The 24866-nt window shown below is 59.2% G+C and carries 19 protein-coding genes; 3 read left to right on the forward strand and 16 right to left on the reverse strand.

Annotated elements, in window-relative coordinates; genetic code table 11:
- Positions 1-12 precede the first annotated feature (12 nt).
- Positions 13-1533, reverse strand: coding sequence for a carbon starvation CstA family protein (locus KJS28_RS08200; protein WP_213540506.1), 1521 nt, complete (start codon positions 1531-1533; stop codon positions 13-15).
- An 889-nt stretch (positions 1534-2422) separates the two neighbouring features.
- On the reverse strand, positions 2423-3967 hold the full coding sequence (locus tag KJS28_RS08205; protein WP_213540507.1) for a 4Fe-4S dicluster domain-containing protein: 1545 nt from the start codon (positions 3965-3967) through the stop codon (positions 2423-2425).
- 242 nt (positions 3968-4209) lie between these two features.
- Between KJS28_RS08205 and KJS28_RS08210 the strand changes: the two genes are divergently transcribed.
- Entirely contained in the window at positions 4210-4752 is a 543-nt protein-coding gene (locus tag KJS28_RS08210) for a DUF2284 domain-containing protein (RefSeq protein WP_213540508.1), read from the forward strand.
- A gap of 91 nt (positions 4753-4843) precedes the next feature.
- Here KJS28_RS08210 and KJS28_RS08215 read toward each other — a convergent pair whose 3' ends face one another.
- The 3 genes from KJS28_RS08215 to ilvD form a co-directional block, all read right to left on the reverse strand.
- Entirely contained in the window at positions 4844-5770 is a 927-nt protein-coding gene (locus KJS28_RS08215) for an AEC family transporter (protein WP_213540509.1), read from the reverse strand.
- A 107-nt stretch (positions 5771-5877) separates the two neighbouring features.
- A complete protein-coding gene (gene nifJ, locus KJS28_RS08220) occupies positions 5878-9402 on the reverse strand; it encodes a pyruvate:ferredoxin (flavodoxin) oxidoreductase (protein ID WP_213540510.1) in 3525 nt (1174 codons plus the stop codon).
- Between the two features lie 72 nt (positions 9403-9474).
- Positions 9475-11157, reverse strand: a complete 1683-nt coding sequence (ilvD, locus tag KJS28_RS08225; RefSeq protein WP_021859042.1) for a dihydroxy-acid dehydratase — start codon at positions 11155-11157, stop codon at positions 9475-9477.
- 276 nt (positions 11158-11433) lie between these two features.
- On the opposite strand from ilvD, the gene KJS28_RS08230 reads away from it, so the two are divergent.
- Positions 11434-12219, forward strand: coding sequence for an IclR family transcriptional regulator (locus KJS28_RS08230; protein ID WP_213540511.1), 786 nt, complete (start codon positions 11434-11436; stop codon positions 12217-12219).
- Between the two features lie 145 nt (positions 12220-12364).
- Here KJS28_RS08230 and KJS28_RS08235 read toward each other — a convergent pair whose 3' ends face one another.
- From KJS28_RS08235 to KJS28_RS08270, 8 genes are all read right to left on the reverse strand, one after another.
- Positions 12365-13117 carry an SDR family NAD(P)-dependent oxidoreductase gene (locus KJS28_RS08235; RefSeq protein WP_213540512.1) on the reverse strand — a complete coding sequence of 251 codons (753 nt, stop codon included), beginning with the start codon at positions 13115-13117 and terminating at the stop codon, positions 12365-12367.
- Between the two features lie 23 nt (positions 13118-13140).
- Positions 13141-13935, reverse strand: coding sequence for an SDR family NAD(P)-dependent oxidoreductase (locus tag KJS28_RS08240; protein ID WP_213540513.1), 795 nt, complete (start codon positions 13933-13935; stop codon positions 13141-13143).
- Between the two features lie 113 nt (positions 13936-14048).
- Positions 14049-15467 carry a GntP family permease gene (locus KJS28_RS08245; RefSeq protein WP_213540514.1) on the reverse strand — a complete coding sequence of 473 codons (1419 nt, stop codon included), beginning with the start codon at positions 15465-15467 and terminating at the stop codon, positions 14049-14051.
- A gap of 677 nt (positions 15468-16144) precedes the next feature.
- A complete protein-coding gene (gene tuf, locus KJS28_RS08250; RefSeq protein ID WP_213540515.1) occupies positions 16145-17350 on the reverse strand; it encodes an elongation factor Tu in 1206 nt (401 codons plus the stop codon).
- A gap of 108 nt (positions 17351-17458) precedes the next feature.
- The gene (fusA, locus tag KJS28_RS08255; protein ID WP_213540516.1) at positions 17459-19564 is read right to left on the reverse strand and encodes an elongation factor G; all 2106 of its coding nucleotides are present in this window, start codon (positions 19562-19564) and stop codon (positions 17459-17461) included.
- Positions 19565-19594: 30 nt separating this feature from the next.
- Complete coding sequence (rpsG, locus tag KJS28_RS08260) at positions 19595-20065, reverse strand: 30S ribosomal protein S7 (protein ID WP_213540517.1); 471 nt, start codon at positions 20063-20065, stop codon at positions 19595-19597.
- 124 nt (positions 20066-20189) lie between these two features.
- A complete protein-coding gene (gene rpsL / locus KJS28_RS08265) occupies positions 20190-20606 on the reverse strand; it encodes a 30S ribosomal protein S12 (RefSeq protein WP_213540518.1) in 417 nt (138 codons plus the stop codon).
- An 84-nt stretch (positions 20607-20690) separates the two neighbouring features.
- On the reverse strand, positions 20691-20936 hold the full coding sequence (locus KJS28_RS08270) for a ribosomal L7Ae/L30e/S12e/Gadd45 family protein (protein WP_021858395.1): 246 nt from the start codon (positions 20934-20936) through the stop codon (positions 20691-20693).
- 277 nt (positions 20937-21213) lie between these two features.
- Between KJS28_RS08270 and KJS28_RS08275 the strand changes: the two genes are divergently transcribed.
- Positions 21214-22365, forward strand: coding sequence for an amidohydrolase (locus KJS28_RS08275; RefSeq protein WP_213540519.1), 1152 nt, complete (start codon positions 21214-21216; stop codon positions 22363-22365).
- 103 nt (positions 22366-22468) lie between these two features.
- Here the strand turns inward: KJS28_RS08275 and KJS28_RS08280 are convergent, their stop codons facing one another.
- The 3 genes from KJS28_RS08280 to KJS28_RS08290 form a co-directional block, all read right to left on the reverse strand.
- Positions 22469-22756 carry a DUF1294 domain-containing protein gene (locus tag KJS28_RS08280; protein WP_213540520.1) on the reverse strand — a complete coding sequence of 96 codons (288 nt, stop codon included), beginning with the start codon at positions 22754-22756 and terminating at the stop codon, positions 22469-22471.
- Positions 22756-23679, reverse strand: a complete 924-nt coding sequence (locus KJS28_RS08285; protein WP_213540521.1) for a pseudouridine-5'-phosphate glycosidase — start codon at positions 23677-23679, stop codon at positions 22756-22758. The genes KJS28_RS08280 and KJS28_RS08285 overlap by 1 nt, the downstream gene beginning before the upstream one ends.
- 70 nt (positions 23680-23749) lie before the next feature.
- A complete protein-coding gene (locus KJS28_RS08290; protein WP_213540522.1) occupies positions 23750-24829 on the reverse strand; it encodes a PfkB family carbohydrate kinase in 1080 nt (359 codons plus the stop codon).
- Positions 24830-24866 lie beyond the last annotated feature (37 nt).

A 24866-nucleotide genomic window follows, 5' to 3' on the forward strand; every position in this document is an offset into this window, starting at 1 on the left:
TTGCATGAAAAGTTACTTGCCCAGCGTCTCATAGTGAGGCTGCGTATGGCGCTTTTTGATGGTATACAGGAAGATACCCAAGAACAGCGCTGCCACAGCGATACCAACGGGATACGCCACAGCGGTATTGTAGATGATGGTGCCGTCAGCGGCCTTGTGGTTGATAAGCTGGCCCAAGCACTCGTTGCCCAGCAAGAAGTAGGTGGCGGACACGGCGCTCATGAAGGTAGCGGGGACAGCCGTCAGCCAGTAGTTCTTCTTGTCGTAGAACAGGTACATGGAGGCGGCCCACAGCACGATCATAGCCAAAGTCTGGTTGGTCCAGCTGAAGTAACGCCAGATGATGGTGTAGTCGATGGCACCCAGAGCATTACCCACGCCCAAAATAGCGCCGACACCCAGCACGGGTACACACAGCAGCAGACGGTTCTTCCACTTCTTCTGGTCCAGCTTGAACCAGTCGGCCAGCACCAGACGGGCGCTGCGGAAGGCCGTATCGCCAGAGGTGATGGGGCAGGCAATCACGCCCAGCATGGCCAGAGCCACGCCGACCTTACCCATGGTCTTGACACACACATCGTAGATGGCGGCAGACTGACCGTTGGCCAGAATCTCGGCCAGACCGGTATTCAGGCCACCGGTGACCTCATACAGGGCGCAGCCGGCAGCGGCCCACACCAGCGCAATGATACCCTCGGAAACCATGGCGCCGTAGAACACGAAGTGACCCTGCTTCTCGCTCTTCATGCAGCGAGCCATCAGGGGGCTCTGCGTGGAATGGAAGCCGGAGATAGCACCGCAGGCCACGGTGATGAACATGAAACTCCACACGGGCGTTCCCTTGGGATGCATGGAGCGGAAGTTGTCCCACAGCTCAGGAATGGTATACTCAGGCTTGACAAAGATACCGATGATCACGCCCGCTGCCATAACGATCAGGCAGATACCAAACACGGGATAAATCTTGCCGATGATCTTGTCGATGGACAGGAAGGTGGCGATGAAGTAATAGACCAGCACGATAATCAGCCAGAACAGCGTGGTGGTGACGATACCGTTGGAGCCGCCGTTCTTGAACAGGGTGACGATCAGGCCGGCAGGGCCAACAGCAAACACCGTACCCACCATAATCAGCAGCACCACGCTGAACACACGCATGACGTTCTTCATGAAGCCGCCCAGATAGATGCCGGAGATCTCGGAGATGGAGGCACCGTTGTTGCGCTCGCTCATCATACCGGAGAAATAGTCGTGGACGCCGCCAGCGAAGATGGTGCCGAAGGTGATCCACAGGAACACGATGGGGCCCCACAGAGCACCCTGCAAAGCGCCGAAGATAGGACCGAGGCCCGCAATGTTCAGCAGCTGGATCATGAACAGCTTCCACTGGGGCAGAACCACATAGTCCACGCCGTCGTTGATCTTTACGGCAGGCGTTTCACGGTCGTCGGGGCCGAAGGTGTTCTCCACGACCTTGCCGTACAGGAAGTAGCCGCCGATCAGCAAAGCAAGACAGATCAGAAAACTAATCATATTGTCTCCTCCTTACACAATGACACAAAAGGTTTTCCCGGCTGCAGTCCGGGTGCGGCACGGGGGAACTCCCGCTCCGCAGGTACATTTTTTCGCACAAATATAACGGCCATTACTGACAGAAAACGTTTCCGCCTCCGTCATACGACATTATCATATCTCTTTTGTGAAAAAAGTCAACAATCAGAATCGACAAAATCATCACAAAATTTTTTTGCAATTTTCACAGAAAATTCACACTTTGCTCATTGCCGGTAACGATACCGAAAACTCAGAAATCACTGTTTCCCTTGAAATATGGTACTTTTTGGCTACCTTGGTTTTCCCTGACACGTTATTTCGTTTCGTTGAATGAAATTATTTAAATTCCGTCATATGCTCTGCCGTTCGGAATAGCCAACGTCTGTTCGCAGATTTTTCGGGGATATGCCGGGATGCAGAGGGTCTTCCGGATGGTACAGCTCTTGCTCCCATCAGGGGTCTTTTCGTTGTGTGCTTCTGTTCAGCAAGGCTGGAAATATGATAACAATTTGAAATATATGCATCGAATTATACGGTTTGTTGTCGCCGTACGGCAACTCATGCAAAGGTATTACGGATTCCCACGGTCGGTCTGCGGACTGGTCGTGGGAATGACAGTGCTATATTTATGTTGATAGCCTTCAGCAGCCTATGATGCTTTTCGCTTTTGTTGTCTCCTGCGGGTAACTTCGACGGGAACGTGCCTCCGGCGGCCCGCTTTTCCCAGCAGCCGGAAAAGTGGGCTATCGGAGACAAGGGAAAAATCTTCTGAACAAAACAGCCTCCCCGCAGCAAAAGAGGGACACGCCCGCCAGCGTGTCCCTCTTTTGTCCCTTCCATCGAGATCTTCTATCCAATATTCCGCCTATCAGTGCCGGGACACACGGTCCCAGTTCTCCGGATCCTCGTACAGCAGCTCAATGTCCTCCATATACTCCGAATCCAGTGGGTTGTCCAGCGCCGCCCGAGCCTCGTACTGCTCCAGCATCCGCCGGGACTTCTCCGGCGGCTGAACCGTACCGGCGCCTGCGATGCAGCCGCCAGGGCAGGCCATGCCCTCCAGCAGATAGCCGTCGTATTTGCCGGACCGGGCCACCCGCAGCATCTGGCGGCAGGCCCGCAAGCCCGCAGCGTACACCGTCTTGACCTCCCGATCCGGATTCTTGGTCTGGATCACCTTCTCCACGGCCTTAGCCACGCCGCCGGAGGCAGCAAAGCCCACGCCGGGAGCCGACGCCTTATAGTGAGCCTCCGTATCAGGGATTTGGGAGAAGTCGATATCCTTGGCGGCGAACATTCCCCGCAGCTCCTCAAAGGTCAGCACGAAGTCCACCTCGCTGCGGACACTGCGGCGGCTGGCCTCCAGCTTCTTGGCGGCGCAGGGGCCAATAAAGGCGATCTTGCAGTCGGGGTGCTTCCGCTTCTGGAGTCGGGCCGTCAGCACCATGGGGGTCATGGTCATGGAGATGTACGGCGCAAAGCCGGGGAACTCCTTCTTGGCCATGACGGACCATGCCGGGCAGCAGGAGGTTGCCATAAAGGGCTGTCTGGCGGGGACGTGCTCCATGAACTCCTCCGCCTCCTCCACGGCGCAGAGGTCGGCGCCCACCGCCACCTCCTCCAGTCCTTCGAAGCCCAGCTGCTTCATGGCGGTGAGGATCTGGCCGGGGGTGACCTTTTCACCAAACTGGCCCCAGAAGGCCGGGGCGATGATGGCGATGACCTTCTCCCCCTTCTTGATGGCGTGGATCAGCTGGAAGATCTGGCCCTTGTCCACAATGGCGCCGAAGGGGCAGTTCACCAGACACTGGCCGCAGTTGACGCATTTTTCATGGTCGATGTCCGCCCGGCCATACTGGTCCTTGCCGATGGCGTTCATGCCGCAGGCCTCCTGACAGGGCCGCAGGAATTTGATGATGGCCTGATAGGAGCAGGCCTCCTTGCAGCGGCCGCACTTGATGCATTTGGTCTGATCGATGCGGGCCCGGCCATGCTCCAGCTCGATGGCGCCCTTGGGGCAGGACTGATAGCAGTGCTTGGCCAAGCACCCCTGACAGGCCTGCGTCACCTCGTAGTGGGTGTCCGGGCATGCGTGACAGGCGTACTTGATGATGTTGATCAGCGGTGGATCGTAGTATTTTTCGGAGATGGCGCTAGCCTCCACGCCGTCGGAGATCATGTTCTCCTCCGTCACGTCCCGCAGCGGCAGACCCATGGCCAGCCGGATGCGCTCACCAACGATGGCCCGCTCCAGAAAAATGGATTCCCGATAGGTCCCCGCCTCACCGGGGATGATCTCATAGGGCAGCTTCTCCATGCGGGAGCAGTAGTCCCCACCCTCATAGGCCAGTTTTGCCACAGCGGCAAAGACCTGCTTACGCAGCGCCTCCACGTTGCAGTACAAATTTCTCATGTGTTCCCTCGCTAAGTTCCCGTTAAGTTCCAAATGCATCATGCTCTGCCGACAGCCCGGCACTTTTCACGCATATTATAGCAGATGTCCTCCATTCTTGGCAATAGAAGCTTCTGTTTTATTATTAAAATAATAAATAATCATTACAACCTGAATATCCCCGCTTGACGGCCCTGCTGCCAGCGTGGTAAGCTAATCCATACCATGGATACAGAAAAATTCTCCCCTATGGAGGTGCCGCTATGGACATTCGGGAATATACCTCCCCCACCCTGCCGGTGGCTCAATTCGTGGAGCGGTATGTGGACACCGCCCACTATGACACCGGGTGCCGGGGGTGTGATAACTACGGGCAGGTGTGGGTATGTCCCCCCTATGATTTCTCCGTGCCCGACTACTGGGGCGGGTTCCGGGAGGTCTGCCTGCGGGGCGTGCAGCTCCGGTTCTCCCCGGAGGAGCAGGCCCGCAGCTATGATCCGGAGGAGCTGGCGGAGCGACTACGGCAGCTGTTCTCCCGGACGGCCCGGCAGATGATCCTCCGGCTGCGGGAGGAGTATCCCCGGTCGGATATCCTCACCGTGGGCGGGTGCCATCTGTGTGAGCACTGCACCCGGCCGGAGGGCCGGTCCTGCCGGTATCCGGAGGGCATCGGCTATACGCTGGAGTCTTTGGGCTGCGACGTGTCCACTGCGGCGGAGCAGCTGCTGGGCTGGCCGCTGCTGTGGAGCCGGAAGGGATGCCTGCCGGAGTATATGGCACTGGTCTGCGGCGTGCTGATACGGTGAGAGACGGTCTTGCCATGATCGCCGCCGAGGGTAAAAATAAAGTCCGGAAACGGCTGGTTTCCGGACTTTATTTCTATAATACAGAAGAAACTCAAACCAGGAACTTCGCCAGTCCCAGCACCAGCGGCATAGTGATCATGGACAGCAGCGTCTGCACCGCCACCAGCGACGGTGCCAGAGACACATCCTTGTCGAACTTGGCGGCGAACATCCCCAGCAGCGCCGCCGGAGGTGTGCTGGCCGCAATGACCACCGCCAGCGTCACGCCGGAGTCCAGCCGCATCAGCATACACACCCCCAGTGCCAGCAGCGGCAAAATCAGCAGCCGCAGTGCCGCCGACACCCAGAAGCTGGCCCCGTGCAGCGCCCGGCGGAAATCTGCCTGAGACAGCTGGTAGCCGATGACCACCATGGGCAGGGGCGTATTCATGTCGGAGAGATATGTAATGGGGGATAGAATGATCTCCGGCAGAGTGATCTGCAGCAGGTACAGCACCATGGCGATGGCCACGCCGATCACACCGGGATTCATCAGCAGCGTGCGCCATGAGAACGCCATCTTGCCGCCCTTCACCAGCTGGATGCCCAGCGTCCAAGTCAGGACGGTGAACACCAGCAGATAGGCCGAGCCGTAGAACACACCCAGTGAACCCAGGATAGCCGTCTGCAGCGGCACCGCCATAAAGCCGCAGTTGGAGAAAATGGCGGAAAATCGGAAGAAGCTCTTTCGCATGGGATCCCGGTCCCGGATGACCAGTTCACTGACCAGAATATTGATGCCGTGGATCACCAGCGCCGCCAGCAGCGCCACCCAGAAATTGTGGAAGGTCTCCGTCTCCAGCGGCCGCTGGAACACCACGATGAGGATGCAGGGGGACACCACATACATCAGCAGGTTGGACATGGACACCGCACCCTTGTGGGTGATGAGGTGCAGCTTCCCCAGCACGAAGCCCGTGCCGATCATGAGGAACAGGATCAGCACCTGTGTGCCTACCGAGAGAAATGATTCGATCATACCGGATTCCTTCCCGCCCACAGGGGGCTGCGTACACACACAGCCGGGACAGACGGCTTGCGCCGTCTGTCCCGGTGGGTCACGCTGTGATTTTTTCTATCTGTATTTTAGTCCTTGTTGTAGCTGTGCGCCAGCGCCACATAGGTCTCATAGCGGGCATCTGCCTCCACCTGAGCCTCGGCAAAGAGCTTGGCCGCCGTCTCCGGATACTTGATCTTCAGGCCGGCATAGCGGACCTCGCCGTTGAAGAACTCCTCCACAGGCACAGAGGGCTTCTTATAGTCCAGGGAGAAGGGCTTTTCGGTCTTGTTGGGATCGTAACGGTACAGGGGCCACAGGCCGCAGTCCACAGCCTTCTTCATCTCGGCCTGCACGTTGTTCATGCCGGCCTTGATGCCGTGGTTGATGCAGGGGGCGTAGGCGATGACGATGGAGGGACCCTTGTGGGCCACAGCCTCGGTGACGGCCTTCATCAGCTGAGCGGGATTGGCGCCCATGGCCACGGAGGCCACATACACGTTGGGATAGGTCATCATCAGGCGGCCCAGATCCTTCTTGGCAGTCTTTTTGCCGCCGTCAGCGAACTTGGCGGAGGCGCCCACAGGCGTGGCCTTGGAGGACTGGCCGCCGGTGTTGGAGTACACCTCGGTATCCACCACAAAGACGTTGATGTCCTCGCCGGAGGCCATGACGTGATCCAGACCACCGTAGCCGATGTCGTAGGCCCAGCCGTCGCCGCCGAAAAGCCATACCACCTTCTTGCCCAGCTGATCCTTGTTCTTCAGCAGCTTCTCGGCCAGCTCGGCAGCCTCACCGGTGAGGGAGGCGGACTCCAGAGCCGCCGTCAGCTTGCGGGCATCGGCATCGTTGGCATCCAGATCGTCGAAGGAGGACAGCCAAGCGTTGATGGCCGTCTCCAGCTCCGTGCCGGGGACCAGCGGCAGCAGCTGCTGAGCCACCTGCTTGACGTAGGCCCGGCGCTGCTTGGTGGCCAGCACCACACCCAGACCGTTCTCGGCCTGATCCTCGAACAGGGTGCCATAGAAGGCAGGGCCACGGCCCTCCTTGTTCTTGGTATAGGGCAGGGACGGGAATGCACCGGCCCAAGCCAGAGAGCAGCCCACGCCGTTGACCCAGTAGGTCTTTTCGCCGTACAGCTGGGTGATGAGCTTGGCATAGGGGGTCTCACCGCAGCCGGCGCAGGCGCCGGAGAACTCCACCAGCGGCTGGCTGAACTGGCTGCCCTTGAGGGTCTTGCGGTCGAACACACCGGGCTTGTCCTTCAGGGACAGGGCATAGTTCCAATTGGTTTCATCATACATAGTATCATCCACAGGCTGCATCGTCAAGGCCTTATCCTTGGAAAGGCAGGAAGCGGCGCAGCTGCCGCAGCCGGTGCAGTCCAGCGTGCTGACCTGCAGGCGGTACTGCAAGCCCTTGGCTCCCTTGGCGGGAACGGTGGTGAAGGCGGCGGGAGCCGCAGCGGCCTCCTCCTCGTCCACCAGATAGGCCCGGATGGCGGCATGGGGGCAGACAAAGGTACACTGGTTGCACTGCAGGCACTTGTTGCTGTCCCACTGGGGCAGGAAGGCGGCAATGCCACGCTTGTCGTACTTGGAGGTACCCAGCGGATAGGTGCCGTCCTGATAGGGCAGGAAGGCGGACACAGGCAGATCGTCGCCACGCTGACGGTTGCAGGGGACCACGATGTTCTTCACCACATCCGGCAGGCTCTCGTCCACGGTGCGGTCGTCGGCGGCATTCGCCCAGTCAGCGGGAACGTTGACCTTCACAGGGCTGTTGATACCGGCGTCCACGGCGGCCATGTTCATGTTGACCACCTTTTCGCCCTTCTTGGCGTAGGTCTTTTGCACAGCCTCCTTCATGTGGCGCACGGCGTCCTCCACCGGCATCACACCGGAGAGCTTGAAGAAGGCGGCCTGCAGGATCATGTTGGCGTGGTTGCCCAAGCCCAGCTCACGGGCCAGACGGTTGGCGTCCACGATATAGAACTGCACGTTGTGGCGGGCGATGTACTGCTTGACGTCGCCGGGCAGCTTCTCCGTCAGCTCCTCCTCGGTCCAGGAGGTGTTCAGCAGGAAGGTGCCGCCGTCCTTGATCTCGTGGATCATGTCGTAGCGAGTGATGTAGGACTGGGAGTGGCAGGCCAGAAAATCCGCCGCCTTGATGAGATAGGTGGAGCGGATGGGGCTCTTACTGAACCGCAGGTGGCTCTTGGTGATGCCGTAGGACTTCTTGGAGTCGTACTCGAAGTAGGCCTGCGTATACATACCGGCGTAGTCACCGATGATCTTGGCGGAGTTCTTATTGGCACCCACCGTACCATCGGAGCCCAGACCCCAGAACTTGCAGGACACGGTGTCGGCGGACTCGGTGATGAGAGGCTCATGGACATCCAGAGACAGGTGAGTCACATCGTCGTTGACGCCGATGGTGAACAGGTGCTTGCCGCTTTCATCCTTCATGTTGTCGAACACGGCCTTCAGCTGGGCGGGTGTCACGTCCTTGGAGGCCAGACCATAGCGGCCGCCGTAGATCTCCGGGGCGTCGCTGCGGTTGGCAAAGGCGGCGCACACATCCAGATACACAGCGCCGGCAATGGCGCCGGGCTCCTTGGAGCGGTCCATGGCGGCGATCTTCTTCACCGTCTTGGGCAGGGCGTTCAGGAAATACTCCATGTCGAAGGGGCGGAACAGATGGATCTGCATCAGGCCCACCTTCTCGCCCTTGGCACACAGATAGTCCACCACCTCACGGGCGCACTCGCAGGCGGAGCCCATCATCACCATGACACGGTCGGCATCCTTGGCGCCGTAGTAATTGAAAATGTGGTAGTCCCGACCGGTGATCTCGTTGATGCCCTGCATATACCCCTCTACCACAGCGGGGATGCTGTCATAGGCGCCGTTGTTGGCCTCCTGAGACTGGTAGTAGACGTCGGGACCCTGCACGGTGGTACGCATCACCGGATGCTCCGGGTTCATGGCGATGGCATGATAGTCCTCCAGCGCCTGACGGTCCAGCAGCTTCTCCACCTTGTCCAGGTCGATGACCTCGATCTTCTGGATCTCGTGGCTGGTGCGGAAGCCGTCGTGGAAGTGGATGAAGGGTACACGGGTCTTGATGGTGGTCAGGTGGGCCACGGCAGCCAGATCCATGACCTCCTGCACGCTGCCGGTGGACATCATGGTGACGCCGGTGGTACGGCAGCTCATGACATCCTGATGGTCACCGAAGATGTTGTTGGCGTGCTGGGCCACGGAACGGGCCGCCACGTGGAACACGGCGGGCATCCGGTGACCGGCCATGATGTACAGGTTGGGGATCATCAGCAGCAGGCCCTGCGAGGAGGTGAAGGTGGTGGCCAGCGCACCGGCCTCCGCCACGCCGTGGAGGGCGCCGGCAGCGCCCGCCTCGGACTGCATCTCTACCAGCCGCACCGGCTGGCCGAACATATTCTTCTTGCCGGCGGCAGACCACTCGTCCACCTTCTCGCTCATGGGAGAGGAGGGAGTGATGGGGTAGATACCGGCTACATCGGTGAAATGGTAGGCAACGGTGGCACAGGCCTCGTTACCGTCCATGGTTTTCATGACTTTCTTATCAGACATTACATTGCCTCCTAACGTATCCGTCGCCCGGCAGCAGCCGGTGCGGCATTTTTCTATCTGTCGGATGCTGAGTTACGCCTTGATGATAGCGCCCTCGTCGGCAGAGGCAGCCACCTTGGCATACAGCCGCAGATAGCCGTTGGGGATGTTCTTCTTGGGCAGTTCCAGTGTCTTGTAGCGCTCAGCGATCTCCTCGTCGGAGACGTGCAGCTCCAGAACGCCCTCATCCACGTCGATGAGGATCTCGTCGCCGTCGTGAACGATGGCCAGAGGACCGCCCTCGGCAGCCTCCGGAGAGATATGTCCCACGAAGCAGCCGTTGTTGGTGCCGGAGAACCGGCCGTCGGTGATCAGGGCAGCGGACTTGCTCAGGCCCACACCGTACATATACTTCATGGCCTTGAACATCTCACGCATACCTGGGCCGCCCTTGGGACCCTCGTAGCGGATGACCACCACGTCGCCGGCCTGGATCTTGCCGCCCAGGATGGCCTCCTCGGCCTCCTCCTCGCTGTTGTAGCACTTGGCCTTACCCACAAAGCGGTGCATGGAGGGATCGATGGCGCCGGGCTTGGAAACGGCGGTACGGGGGCAGAGGTTGCCGTGCAGAACGGCCACGCCGCCGGTCTTGGAGAAAGGCTCCTCCACCGTCTTGATGATGGTGGGATCCTCCGGATACTCGTAGACGTAGCCGGCCAGATTCTCGGCCAGCGTCTTGCCGCTGACGGTCATGACGGAGGTATCCAGCAGGCCGCCCAGATGCTGCATGACACGGGGGATACCACCGGCCCGGTAGAAGGCCTCCATCTCCGGCTTGGCAGCGGGATTGACCTTGGCGATCTGGGGCGTGGTCTTGGTAAGAGCCTCGAACTCCTCCAGCACGTTCATATCCAGCTCCGCCTCGTTGGCGATGGCGGGCAGGTGCAGCACGGCGTTGGTGGAGCCGCAGATGGCCATGGTCACCTTGATGGCGTTGCGGATGGCCTCCTTGGTGAGGATCTGACGGGCGGTGATGCCCTTCTTGCACAGCTCTACAATGGCACGGCCGGACTCGAAGGAGTGGCGCAGACGGCCGGCGTAAGCAGCGGGGATCAGAGCGCCACCGGGCAGGGTCATGCCCAGTGCCTCGGACACGCAGCACATGGTGTTGGCGGTGCCAAGGAAGGAACAGGAGCCGCAGCCGGGACAGGCGGTGTTCTCCAGAGAGTTGTACTCGCACTCGGTGATCTTACCGGCCTTCAGCATACCCAGGGCCTCGGAGATGGAGGTCAGGTCGGACTTACGGCCGTCGAACTCGATGCCGCCCAGCATGGGACCGCCCACGCAGACAATGCAGGGGATATCCAGACGAGCCGCCGCCATCAGCATGGCAGGCACGATCTTATCGCAGGAGGCCAGCAGCACCAGACCGTCCAGCCGGTGGGCCTGTGCCATGATCTCCACGGAGTCGCAGATGATCTCACGGGAGGGCAGAATGTAGTGCATACCCTCATGGCCCTGTGCCACACCATCGCAGGCAGCGATGGTGCCGAACTCCACAGCGGTGCCGCCGGCGGCATAGATGCCGTTTTTCACATACTCAGCCACCTTGTCCAGATTGTAGTGGCCGGGAACCAGCGTGTTCCAGGTGTTGGCAATGCCGATCAGGGGCTTGCCCTCCTTCAGTTCGCTGTCCGTGTAGCCCATGGACTTGAACAGGGAGCGGGCAAATGCGCTGTCCTCCATGCCAAGGATCGCCTTACTACGGTTTTCCATTGTGTTTCCTCCTTCAAATATGACATATCTCTTTTTCTTATGTTACTGGCCGCAGGCTGCGGCTTGGTTTGGCGGTTATTCTATAATGCCGTTTACCATTCTGAAAATATTATAAAATCCATGGTGCCTTTTGTCAATAGGATATCTTCTGCTTTTCTAAAAAACTTGACTGTTTTCCGGTATTAGTTGACTTTATCTGTGAGAAGGTCTATAATGGTCTGAATTAGATTGGTTCGCAATGTTCTATGATACAGAACGAACAAGGAAGGAAAAGATATGGCAACCACAAAAACCATCCAGTCGGTGGAGCGGGCCTTCTCCATTCTGGAATACCTTCAACAGTGCGGTGGCGGAGAGCGCAGCGTCAAGGAGATCGCTGATGCACTGGAGCTGAACAAGAGTACCGCCTTCGGCCTCATCAACACCCTGACCACGCTGGGCTACCTGCAGCAGAACGCAGATAACCAGAAGTATGTGCTGAGCCTGAAGCTGCTGAGCTTCTCCAACACCATCAAGGTCCAGAACAGCATCATCCGCACCGTCCACCCCTATCTGGAGCAGATCAGCCTGAAATACGGCGAGATCGCCCACTGCGGCGTGGCTCAAGGGGACAGCGTCATCTATGTGGACAAGGTGGAGTCCAGCCGGTCGCTGTCTATCAACACCCAGATCGGCACCAAGAACTACCTCCACTGCACCGGCGTGGGCAAGTGTATTCTGGCCTATATGCCGGAGGATGAGCAGCAGCACATCCTCGCCGGACCGCTGAAGGCACTGACCTTCAACACCATTGTGGACCCCCGTCAGCTTCAGGTGGAGCTGCGGCACATCCGGGCCGACGGCTACGCCATGGACAACGAGGAGGTGGAGGTGGGTCTGTCCTGCGTGGCAGTGCCGGTGTTCTCCGCACCGGGGCAGGTCTCCTGCTCCATCAGCATCTCCGGCATGACCCCCCGTGTCCGCACCGCCCTGCGGGGTGGACTGCTGGACGATCTGAGGCAGGCCTCCGCCGACATCTCCCGCAGTCTTTACGGCTATCAGCCCGCCGATGACCTCCTGTAACGGGTCCTGCGATCCAACTGTATACCGCTCGTCTCACAAAGCGGAGGGGAAACATGGTTTCCCCCTCCGCTTTCTTTTGCCTCAGTGCCGCACAGCAGACGACAAATCTCTCACGGAAGGATCCATTCACTCCTTCCGCAATTTTTTAATAGCACGTCACGCCGCCGTCGATGGGCAGGTTCACGCCGTTGAGGAAGGACGCCTCGTCGCTGGCCAGATACAGCACCGCATTGGCCACATCCTCCACGGAGGTCAGGCGGCCCAGCGGGATCTCGTTGAGCCGGGCCTGCTTCTTCACCGGGTCCGCCATCAAAGCCGCCACAAAGGGCGTGTCCACGGTGGCGGGATGGATGGAGTTGCAGCGGATGTTGTCCTTGCCATACCGGGCTGCCACAGACTTGGTCAGCAGGGTGATAGCGCCCTTGGTGGCCGTGTAGGCCTCCGGAGTGTTCATGTGGCCGATGAGGCCGCAGATGGAGGAGGTATTGATGATAGCGCCACCCCCCTGCTTCCGCATCACCGGCAGAACATACTTGGTGGCCAGAAAGACGCTGGCGGTATTGACCTCCATCATCCTCATCCACTCGTCCTTCACCATTTCCTCGATGGGCTTGCGGATGTTGATGCCGGCGTTGTTCACCACCACATCCAGCCTCCCGCTCTCGGAGACGATGCGCTCTACGATGGTCTTCCACTCCTCCTCGCTGGTGACATCCGCCACGGCGCCGTGGGCCTTGCCGCCCTGACGCTTCAGCTCCTCCACCAGCTGGTCGATCTTCTCCTGCACCAGATCCAGGATCCAGACCTCGGCCCCATTCCGGGCCAGCAGCTTCGCCTGTGCCGAGCCGATGCCGCCTGCACCGCCGGTGATAACGATGACCTTATTCTGTACGTTCATGTTAAATCCCTCCCTTTCATGCGTTACGCTCTGGTTTCCTTATCCTTCCACGCCTTGGCGGGGTTCTGCACGCCCATCTTGCCGCCGCTGATCTCCAGCGTGGTGCCGGTGATATAGCGGGCATAGTCCGATGCCAGAAACGCCAGCGCCCACGCCACATCCATGGGCTCACCGAAGGTCTGCATGGCGATGGCGCTCTTCATGGCCTCGCCGTTGCTGACGGTAAGTGCGTGGGTCATGTCCGTATCGATGACGCCGGGGATATACCCGTTGACCCGGATGCCGTAGGGGGCCAGCTCCGCTGCCAGCGTGTTCACCATGGACTTTACGGCGGACTTGGTGGCGGCATACACGCCGCTGCCCACGGAGGGGAACACCGCCGCAAAGGAGGAGGCCAGCAGCATGACGCCGCCCTTATCCTTCATGGCCTCATACGCAATGCGTGCGCCCAGATACACCGACTTCATGTTGGTGTCCACCGTCTTGTCCCAGACGTTCTCCGGGGTGTCGATGATGCTGTACTGGGGATAGACACCGGCGTTGCTGACCCAGATGTCCAGCCCGCCCAGTGCTTCCTCGGCGTGGCGGGCAAAGCCCTTCAGGGACTCTCCGTCGGACACGTCGCAGGTCTCGCCGAAGGCGGTGATGCCCTGCGCCTTCAGTTCCTCCAGCGCTGCAGCCAGCTTCGTGGGATTGGTGCCGCAGATGGCCACCTTGGCCCCCAGCTGGGCGAACAGCTGGGCGCAGGCCAAGCCGATGCCGGCGGTACCGCCGGTGACGACGGCCACCTTGTTGTCAAAACGGATGTTCATGCTCATGACAGGATTCTCCTTTCTATGGTTCCGGTCCCCCGGAAAAAAGCGGCCGGGGACGCCCCGGTGAACGGAGCGTCCCCGGCTGGGAATGCACGTTTGATTCAGTTACGCAGAGATCAGCCAAAGACGCCTACGGCGTTAAGGATGACCACGGCGATCAGGCAGATCACGGAAGCCACGGCGCAGGGTACCGTGACGTACTTCACGGACTGCTTGGTATTCAGGTGGAAGAACTGACCCATGACCCAGAAGCCGGAGTTGTTGTAGTGGTTGCCCATCAGGGTACCACTGCCGATGGCCAGCACGGCGGCCAGAGAAGACAGGCCCAGGTCGGGCATCATGGGCAGCACGATGGCGGCTGCGGTCATACCGGCGGTGGTCATGGAGCCCACGGAGGTCATCATGATAGCGGCGATGGCCCAAGGCACCAGAATGGCGGGGATGGGGCTGTCAGCGATGAGCTTGGACAGGGGCTCCAGAGCGGGGGAATTCTTCAGCACGTTGCCGAAGGCGCCGCCCATAGCGGTGATCAGCAGGGGAGACAGGCAAACCACCAAGCCACGGGCCACCCACTTGTTGAGCATGACCTCGCCCAGCTTGGCCTTAGGCTCATTGTAGGTGTCGGCGTACACGCCCAGCACCATCTTGCGCTGCTTGTAGCCCAGATAGAAGGAGTACAGCAGGCCGATGGACAGAGCGATGACCTTGTTGCCGATGGTGGTGCAGATGGTGTAGATAGCGCTGCCCTCGGCGGCATACATCTGAGCGAAGGAGGACACGGAGATCAGCAGCACAGGCAGCAGCAGGGGCAGGAAGCCCTCACCGGTGTGGGGCAGGCCGGGATCCTTGATGAGGATGTCATCCACGCTGTCGGAACCGGTCTCCTCCATGCCACGGACGAACTCAGGATTGGGCTCGATCCACTCCTTCTCCGTCCACTTCCGCAGCAGGAAGTAGGTGCCGAAGAAGCCCACGAAGCTGATGACCAGACCCCAGACGATGGTCATACCCAGATCGCTGCCGAACATCAGCGCAATGGCCAGGATGCCGGGGGTGGGAGGCACCAGACCGTGGGTCAGGAACAGGCCCAGACCGGTGAAGGAAGCCATGGTGGACATGGAGATGTGCTTACGCTTGGAGAGCATAGAGGCAATGGGCGCTGTCAGCACCATGGTGATATCCCCGAAAACAGGGATAGACATGATGAAGGCCGTCAGGGACGGAGCCAGCTCCATGCGCTTACCACGGAACAGCTTGATAAAGAAGTTTGCAATGACCTTGGCGGCGCCAGTATCCTCGATGGCCATGGAAATGATGGCGCCAAGGATGATGGTGATGCCCACGCTGCCCAGCGTGCCGCCAAAACCGTTGCTGATGTAATCCACGGAACCGGTGACGCCGTAACCCAGGGCGATACCGGTACCCAGCGCAGCAATAAACAGCGCCAGCACGGGATGCATCTTTGCTTTGACGATCATCAGCACCAAGGCTGCGATCGCCACTACCAGAATCAGAATGAATACTCCAGCAGACATAGTGTTTTCTCCTTTTCAGATTTTCTCTCTGACTTGCAGCAGGCTCTCGGCTCTCTGCCCGCTTACTCATGCGACACCTTCTCCCTTGCGCCGCATCGGTAAGCGGATATTTCCGTTCGCCGTTCTACAATGTCGATGCCCGTATTTTATTCCCAAATGTGTCATTTGTCAATATCCTCTGCCGCATTTTGTCGTTATTTACATATTTCTTTTCTTGTTTTGTACATTTCAGAGAAAGTTCCTGTGGCATACTATTTTGCATACAAAAGTGGCGTCATTCCTCTCGTCATATTTCGTTTCTCGTTCTATTATGCAGAATGAGAAACGCATCTTATACTAAACATCACACACCGAACTCTGCCCTCTGCGCTTTATGCTTTCCCCCAACCGGCCCGCCCTTTTCTCACTGGCCTAAAAGAATACACTCCTCTCCTTCACGCTCCATAGGATCTCGCCCCTATTAGAACGCCTTGCTGCACTTTCTTCTCCCCCGCTCTCCCCCACGTCGCATTGCTCAGTTCTTCGCTTTGTAAGAAGATGTCGCCTCCGATTGGAATGCATCTCCCTAAACGGCATAAAAATAAGGCGCAAGCGGTTTCCGCTTGCGCCTTATCTCATACTATTTCACCCTTGGCTACACCGATGGTGTGCCGTTGGGGTCACAGTTCTTCGTTCAATTAGTCCTGGTTGATGGCGATGACAACACCGGAACCGACGGTACGGCCGCCCTCACGGATAGCGAAACGCAGACCGGTCTCGATAGCGATGGGGGTGATCAGCTCCACGTTCATGTCGACGTTATCGCCGGGCATGCACATCTCAGTGCCCTCGGGCAGGGAGATGATGCCGGTCACGTCGGTGGTACGGAAGTAGAACTGGGGACGATAGTTGTTGAAGAAGGGGGTGTGACGGCCACCCTCGTCCTTGGTCAGAACGTACACCTGACCAACGAACTTGGTGTGGGGATGAATGGAACCGGGCTTGGACAGAACCTGACCACGCTCGATCTCGGTCTTAGCCACGCCACGCAGCAGAGCGCCGATGTTGTCGCCAGCCTCAGCGTAGTCCAGCAGCTTGTGGAACATCTCGATACCGGTAACGGTGGTCTCACGCTTCTCGTCGGACAGACCAACGATCTCGACCTTCTCGTTCAGGTTCAGCACGCCACGCTCCACACGACCGGTAGCAACGGTACCACGGCCGGAGATGGTGAACACGTCCTCGACGGGCATCAGGAAGGGCATATCCTCCTTGCGGTCGGGGGTGGGGATCCAAGTGTCAACAGCGTCCATCAGCTCCTTGATGCAGGCATACTCAGGAGCGTTGGGATCGGTGGACTCGGAGATCAGGGCGTTCAGAGCGGAACCACGGATGATGGGGGTATCATCGCCGGGGAAGCCGTAGAAGTCCAGCAGCTCACGGACCTCCATCTCCACCAGCTCCAGCAGCTCCTCGTCGTCCACCTGGTCGCACTTGTTCAGGAACACCAGCACGGAGGGCACGTTCACCTGACGGGCCAGCAGCAGGTGCTCACGAGTCTGAGCCATGGGGCCGTCGGTGGCAGCGATGACCAGGATAGCGCCGTCCATCTGGGCAGCACCGGTGATCATGTTCTTGATATAGTCGGCGTGACCCGGGCAGTCCACGTGAGCATAGTGACGGTTGGCCGTCTCATACTCGACGTGGGCGGTGTTGATGGTGATACCACGCTCACGCTCCTCGGGAGCCTTATCGATGGAAGAGTAGTCGGTGTACTCAGCACCGCCCTGCAGCGCCAGGTACTTGGTGATGGCAGCGGTCAGAGTGGTCTTACCATGGTCGATGTGACCGATGGTGCCGATGTTAACATGGGGCTTGTTTCTCTCAAATTTCTGCTTGGCCATTTGAAATGATCCTCCTTAACAGTTTTGCAAATTCTTAAAGTGCAATGTTTTGCTCGACATTGCTATTTTACAGTATCTGCGGCAGAAAAGCAACCTAAAATTTAGGATTTACGCCTCATGGCCGCTGCGCTTGCTGACCAGCTTCTCCTGCAGACTCTTGGGCAGCTCCACATAGTGGCTGGGTTCCATGGTGTACTGACCACGGCCCTGGGTGCGGGAGCGCAGGTTGGTAGCATAGCCGAACATCTCGGACAGGGGGACAAAGGCATCGATCTGCTGGGCGCCGGAGCGCATCTCGTAGCCCTGAATCTGGCCACGGCGGGCATTCAGATCACCGATGACGTCGCCCATATACTCGTCGGGTACGATAACGCACACCTTCATGATGGGCTCCAGCAGGACGGGATCCGCCTCACGCATAGCCTCTTTGAAGGCCATGGAGCCGGCGATCTTAAAGGCCATTTCGGAGGAGTCCACCTCGTGGTAAGAACCATCGTACAGCGTGACCTTCACATCCACCACGGGATAGCCGGCCAGCACGCCCGCCTGCATGGCGCCCTGAATACCGGCGTCGATGGCGGGGATATACTCCTTGGGAATGGCGCCGCCCACGACGGCATTGACAAACTCGTAGCCCTTGCCAGACTCGTTGGGCTCCAGCGTGATCTTCACGTGACCGTACTGACCGGAGCCACCGCTCTGGCGCTTGTACTTGGTCTCGTGGTTGACCTTCTTGCGGACGGTCTCCTTGTAAGCCACCTGAGGAGCGCCCACGTTGGCCTCCACCTTGAACTCACGCAGCAGACGGTCCACGATGATCTCCAGATGCAGCTCACCCATACCGGCGATGATGGTCTGACCCGTCTCCTCGTCGGTGTAGGCCCGGAAGGTGGGATCCTCCTCGGCCAGCTTGGCCAGAGCGATGCCCATCTTCTCCTGACCGGCCTTGGTCTTGGGCTCGATGGCCACACGGATCACAGGCTCGGGGAATTCCATGGACTCCAGAATGATGGGGTTCTTCTCGTCGCACAGGGTATCACCCGTGGTGGTGTTCTTCAGGCCCACCATGGCGGCGATGTCGCCGGCATAGACGGTCTCCAGATCCTCACGGTGATTGGCGTGCATCTGCAGCAGACGACCCACACGCTCACGCTTGTTCTTGGTGGCATTTAGCACCGCCGAACCTGTGTTCAGCGTACCGGAGTACACACGGAAGAAGCTCAGACGGCCCACATAGGGGTCGGTCATGATCTTGAAGGCCAGTGCGGCGAAGGGCTCGTCGTCGGAAGCGTGACGGTCCTCCTCCTCCTCGGTCTTGGGGTTGACACCCTTGATGGCCTCGATATCGGTGGGAGCGGGCATATAGTCCACCACGGCATCCAGCAGCTTCTGGACGCCCTTGTTGCGGTAGGAAGAACCGCAGGTGACAGGCACCATTTCCACAGCCAGCGTGGCCTTACGGATGGCGGCACGGATCTTGGAAGCGGGGATCTCCTGACCCTCCAGATACATCTCCATGATCTCATCATCGAACATGGAAACGGCGTCCAGCAGCTTCTCACGATACTCGTTGGCCAAGTCCACCATGTCCTCAGGGATGGGCTCCACACGCATATCCTTGCCCAGCTGATCGTAGTAGATATCAGCATCCATCTCCACCAGATCGATGATACCCTTGAAGGTATCCTCCTTCCCGATGGGCAGCTGGATGGGTACGGCGTTGCACTTCAGACGATCATGGATCATGTCCAGCACGTGATAGAAATCAGCGCCGGTGATGTCCATCTTATTGACGTACACCATCCGGGGAACATGATAGTGGTCGGCCTGACGCCACACCGTCTCGGACTGAGGTTCCACACCGCCCTTGGCACACATCACGGTGACAGAGCCGTCCAGCACACGCAGAGAACGCTCCACTTCCACAGTGAAGTCCACGTGACCGGGGGTGTCGATGATGTTGATACGGGTCTGAGGAAACTGGTTCTTGGAACCCTTCCAGTAGCAGGTGGTAGCGGCGGAGGTGATGGTGATACCACGCTCCTGCTCCTGCTCCATCCAGTCCATGGTAGCCGTACCCTCGTGCGTTTCACCGATCTTATAGTTGACGCCGGTGTAGTACAGAATACGCTCAGTCGTGGTGGTCTTTCCTGCATCAATGTGGGCCATGATGCCGATATTTCTTGTATTTTCCAGTGTAACCTTTCTCGGCATACCGTTCTCCTTTTTCTCTCTTTGCGGGGATTACCAACGGAAGTGGGCGAATGCCTTGTTGGATTCGGCCATCTTGTGGGTATCCTCACGCTTCTTCACAGCGCTGCCGGTGTTGTTGGCAGCATCCATGATCTCGCTTGCCAGGCGCTCCGCCATGGTGCGCTCGCTGCGAGCACGGGAGTAAGCGGTCAGCCAGCGCAGACCCAGGGTCTGACGACGGGCAGGACGCACCTCCATGGGGACCTGATAGGTGGCGCCGCCGACACGGCGGGCCTTGACTTCCAGGCTGGGCATGATATTCTCCATAGCCTGGGTGAACACTTCCAGAGGCTCCTTCTCGGTCTTTTCCTTGATGATATCAAAGGCGCCGTAGACAACCTTCTGGGCAACGCCCTTTTTACCGTCCAACATGATGCTGTTGACGAGCTTCGTCACCAGCACGGAGTTGTACATAGGATCGGGCAAGATCTCTCTCTTGGGAACATTACCTCTTCTGGGCACTATGCTTCCCTCCTTCATAAAAATATGATTTCATAGGTACTCAACAGCCCGGCGGCTGTTGTTCGGCCTGCCAAAGAGGTAGTTATATAAAAACCTTTTCGGCAAAGCTCATTTCATGCGGGAATTACTTGCTCTTGGGCCGCTTGGCACCGTACTTGGAACGGCCCTGCATACGACCGTTGACGCCCTGGGTATCCAGCGTACCACGGATGATGTGGTAACGGACGCCGGGCAGGTCCTTGACACGGCCGCCACGGATCATGACCACAGAGTGCTCCTGCAGAGAGTGACCAACACCGGGAATGTAGGCGGTGACCTCATAGCCGTTGGTCAGACGGACACGGGCGATCTTGCGCAGTGCGGAGTTAGGCTTCTTGGGGGTCGCAGTTCTCACGGCGGTGCAGACGCCACGCTTCTGAGGGGAGGAGAGATTGGTCTCCTTGTTCTTCAGCGTATTCAGGCCCTTCTGCATAGCAGGGGAATTGGACTTGTAGGTAGCCTGTTTCCGGCCCTGCTTGACCAGCTGATTAAAAGTAGGCATGCAATGAACTCCTTTCTAAAGATTTGTTGGGATGACTCCCTTTATTTTCCACGGAATAAGAAATTTTATTCCGGAAAAACCGTTTTAGCGGCTGGGGACAGCAGCTGCGGCGGTCCCCACGGCGATGCCGGCGGCCCGGCCCAGCTGTGACATGGTAAACTCCGTCACGGCAGGCACTCCCACTGCACGGCAGGCCGCCAGCAGCGGCTCCACCAGTGCCGGGTCGGCATCCTTTGCCAGAAAGACCCGTCCGGCATGACCGGCAGCCAACAGGCGGCGTGTCTGCTTCAGGCCCACCACCCGGTTTTCGCAAGACAATTCTTCCAGCATGGAGAGCCTCCTCGTTGAAATATCGCCCTGCATGGCAAAATTCGCAGGCTCCAAACCCACGCAATTCAGGATTATAGCATAAACCCGTCCCAGCGTCAAGTAGATTTCCGGCAAAAATTTGTGCGTTTGGCTGAATTTCTGCCGTGTTTTTCTGGGAAATACACAAAGCCCGCCGGAGCGGATTTTCCCCTGTACTTTCCCGCCTCGACGTGGTATTCTAATATATATTAAGGATCGCCGGATATCATCCGAGCCTATGAAAACAGGAGGGATCGCCATGATCCTCATTCAGAACGCCCACATCATGCCCATCGTCGGGCCGGAGCTGCCCAACGGCTGCCTGCTGGCGGAGGATGGCCGCATCACCGCCATCGCTCCCCACATCGACGCCCCAGAGGGCTGCACCGTCATCGACGCAGGCGGCCGTCTGCTGACCCCCGGCTGCGTGGAGGCCCACTGTCACATCGGTCTGGACAATGAGTGTCTGCGCTGGGAGGGCATGGACTACAATGAGATCGTGGAACCCCTGACGCCGCAGCTGCGGGCCATCGACTCCATCAATCCTCAGGACGGTGCCTTCCCCAACGCCCTGCGGGGTGGTGTCACCACCGCCTGCACCGGCCCCGGCAGCGCCAACGTGGTGGGCGGCACCTTCACGGTGCTGAAGCTGGCCGGTAAACGGGTAGACAATATGCTGCTGAAGGAGCCCGCCGCCATGAAATGCGCCTTCGGCGAAAACCCCAAGGGCTGCTACGGACAGGGCCTGAAGAAGAGTCCCATGACCCGGATGGCGGTGGCAGCACTGCTGCGGGAGCTGCTGTTCAAGACTCGCCGTTACCGGGATGATAAGCTGGCTGGGAAGAATCCCGCCTTCGACATGAAGCTGGAAGCCATGCTGCCGGTCATCAACGGCGAGATCCCCCTGAAGTGCCACGCCCACCGGGCCGACGACATCCTCACCGCCGTCCGTATCGCTAAGGAGTTCGGCGTCAAGGCCACGCTGGACCACTGTACCGACGGCGAGCTTATCTCCGACGAGCTGGCCAAGGAGGGCCTGCCGGTGTTCGTAGGCCCCACGCTGGGCAGCAAAAGCAAGGCCGAGCTGCGCCACAAGAGCTTCACCACCCCCGGTACCCTGTACCACGCCGGACTCACCGTCAGCATCATCACCGACGCCCCGGTGATTCCGCTGGAGAAGCTGCCTATGTGCGCCGGTCTCGCCGCAAACGCAGGTCTCCCCATGGAAGAGGCGTGGCGGGCCATCACCATCAACCCCGCCCGCAGTCTTGGCATCGACAGCCGTGTGGGCAGTCTGGAACCCGGCAAGGACGCCGATCTGGTGCTGTGGACGGCAGACCCCCTGACCACCATCGGGGCTGAGGCCTACTGCACCATCGTGGACGGTAAGGTGGTCTATCAGGCGGAGTAAGCTAAAAACGTCAATATCTTGTCGAAAACCATCAAGATAATGCAGAAGAACCGCACTGTGAAGTATCACAGTGCGGTTCTTTTATGGTTCTTCGGATGCTCGTTCAGCGCAGCCACAGCCAGCCCGCCAGCGCCAGCTGCACCACCAGAATAGCCGGGATGCCATAGCGGAAGTACCAGTGCCGGGTCTTGTGATGAAAGCACCACATCCCCAGCAGCGCCCCCACGCCGCCGCCCACGATGGCCAGCAGAAACAATGTCTTTTCCGGCACACGCCAGCGTCCCTGTCTGGCCCGCAGCTTATCGGCTCCGTACACGGCAAAGGCAGCCACATTGACGATCAGCAGATAGACGCCCAGCCAGTCCGGCAGGACCGCCAGCAGCTCCTGCATCAGCCCTTCAGAGCGGCCAGAGCGCAGGCAGTCTTAGCGCCCAGAACGGCGTTATTGTACACCAGCTGGATGTTGCTCTCCAGACTGTCACCGCCGGTGAGATCCTTCACCTTGGCCAGCAGGAAGGGCGTGGTCTCCTTGCCGTGGATGCCCTGTGCCTTAGCCTCGGCCAGCGCCTGCTCGATGGCCTTGTCGATGACCTTGTGATCCATGGAGTACTTCTCCGGGATGGGGTTGGTGACCAGCATACCGTTCTTCATGCCCAACTCACGCTCGGCGTGGAAAGCAGCGGCCAACTCCTCCGGGGTATCCAGTTCATAATCCACGCCGAAGCCGGACTTGCGGGTGTAGAAGGCGGGCAGTTCGTTGGTGCCGTAGCCGATGACAGGCACGCCCTTGGTCTCCAGATACTCCAGCGTCAGACCCAGATCCAGAATGGACTTGGCACCGGCGCACACCACCATCACAGGGGTCTGGCCCAGCTCCTCCAGATCAGCGGAGATGTCCATGGTGGTCTCGGCGCCACGGTGTACGCCGCCGATGCCGCCGGTGGCAAAGACCTGAATCCCGGCCATGTGGGCGATCATCATGGTGGTGGTAACGGTGCAGGCGCCGTCGCTGCCCTTGGCCACCAGCACCGGCAGATCACGGCGGCTGGCCTTAGGCACAGCGTGGCCGGCACGGCCCAGATAGTCGATCTCCTCGGCGGTCAGACCGGCCTTCAGGCGGCCCTTGATGATGGCGATGGTGGCAGGCACAGCGCCGTTTTCACGGATGAGCTTCTCCACGTTCATAGCGGTCTCCACATTCTGGGGATAGGGCATACCGTGGGAGATGATGGTGCTCTCCAGCGCCACCACGGGCTTGCCCTGCTCCAGAGCCTCTTTGACCTCAGTGGAAATGTCCAGATAACGATTCAGCATGATTCAGTTCCTCCTGTTGATAAATTCGATTTGTTTCGATTGAAAATATATGTAGTTAGTAAGGAATGACTTACAGGGCCATACGCCGCAGCAGCTCCGCCTCGCTCATGGAGGGGTGGATGGTCTCGGCGCTCTCCATGGTCAGGGAGGAGGCCGCCAGACCCGCACGGGCCGACCTCTCCAGATCGCTGCCCTGCAGGTAGGCCCACGTCAGAGCGGCCATAAAGGAATCGCCGCAGCCGGTGGTGCTGACCATCTCCGCCTTGGGGGCGGGCAGGGTCACACTGCCGCTCTGATCGGCAGCATAGACGCCGTCGGCCCCCAGCGAAATGAACACCCGGTGCAGCCCCGTCTCCAGCAGGGTCTGCGCCGCACGGTGGAGGCTGTCGGTGCCGGTGATAGGCACGCCGGACAGCAGCTCCGCCTCCAGCCGGTTTGGCTTCAGGGTGTGGAGCTTTCCCAGCACCGGCCGCAGCTTCTCGGCCTTCACCGTGGACACGGGGTCGGCAAAAATAGGGGCGTGGCAGTTATCCGCCAGCCATGCGATGCTCTCCGCCGGGAGGTTGGTGTCGATGACCACCACCTGACTGCCCTCCAGCAGCTGCTTGCGCCCCGCCAGCACACGGGGCGTCAGATTCCGATAGATGTCCATATCCGACACCGCCAGCTGCATATCCCCCTGCTGGTCGTTGATGAAAAGATAGGTGGAGGTGTGACCGCCGGGGATCACCGGGGACTGGGAGATATCGATGCCCAGCTCGCCGCACACCGCCGCCAGCTTCTGGGCGTACACATCGTCGCCGAAGGCTGTCAGCAGCCGCACATCCAGCCCCATCAGGCTCATGTTGTGGGCGATGTTCCGGCCTACGCCGCCGGGGCTCATCCGCACCCGGCCGGGGTTGGAATCCTGTGCCACCAGTTCCTCACTGGGCCAGCCGCCGATGTCCATGTTCATGCCGCCCACCACCGTGACATAGGGGCTGCGGGTCACGATGTAGCCCTTTCCGGCGATGCAGCCCTTTTTCATCAGGTTGGAAATATGCACCGCCACGCTGGACCGTGTGATGCCCGCCCGCTCCGCCAGCTCCTGCTGGGAGATCATGGGATCCGCTTCGATCCAGTTGAGTATCTGCCGTTCCCGTTGGGTCATGCCGCACCTCCATAAGCAAAACTTTACTTTCTAATCA

Origin of the sequence: Vescimonas coprocola (genome assembly GCF_018408575.1) — a bacterium.
In the GTDB taxonomy this organism is placed as follows: domain Bacteria; phylum Bacillota; class Clostridia; order Oscillospirales; family Oscillospiraceae; genus Vescimonas; species Vescimonas coprocola.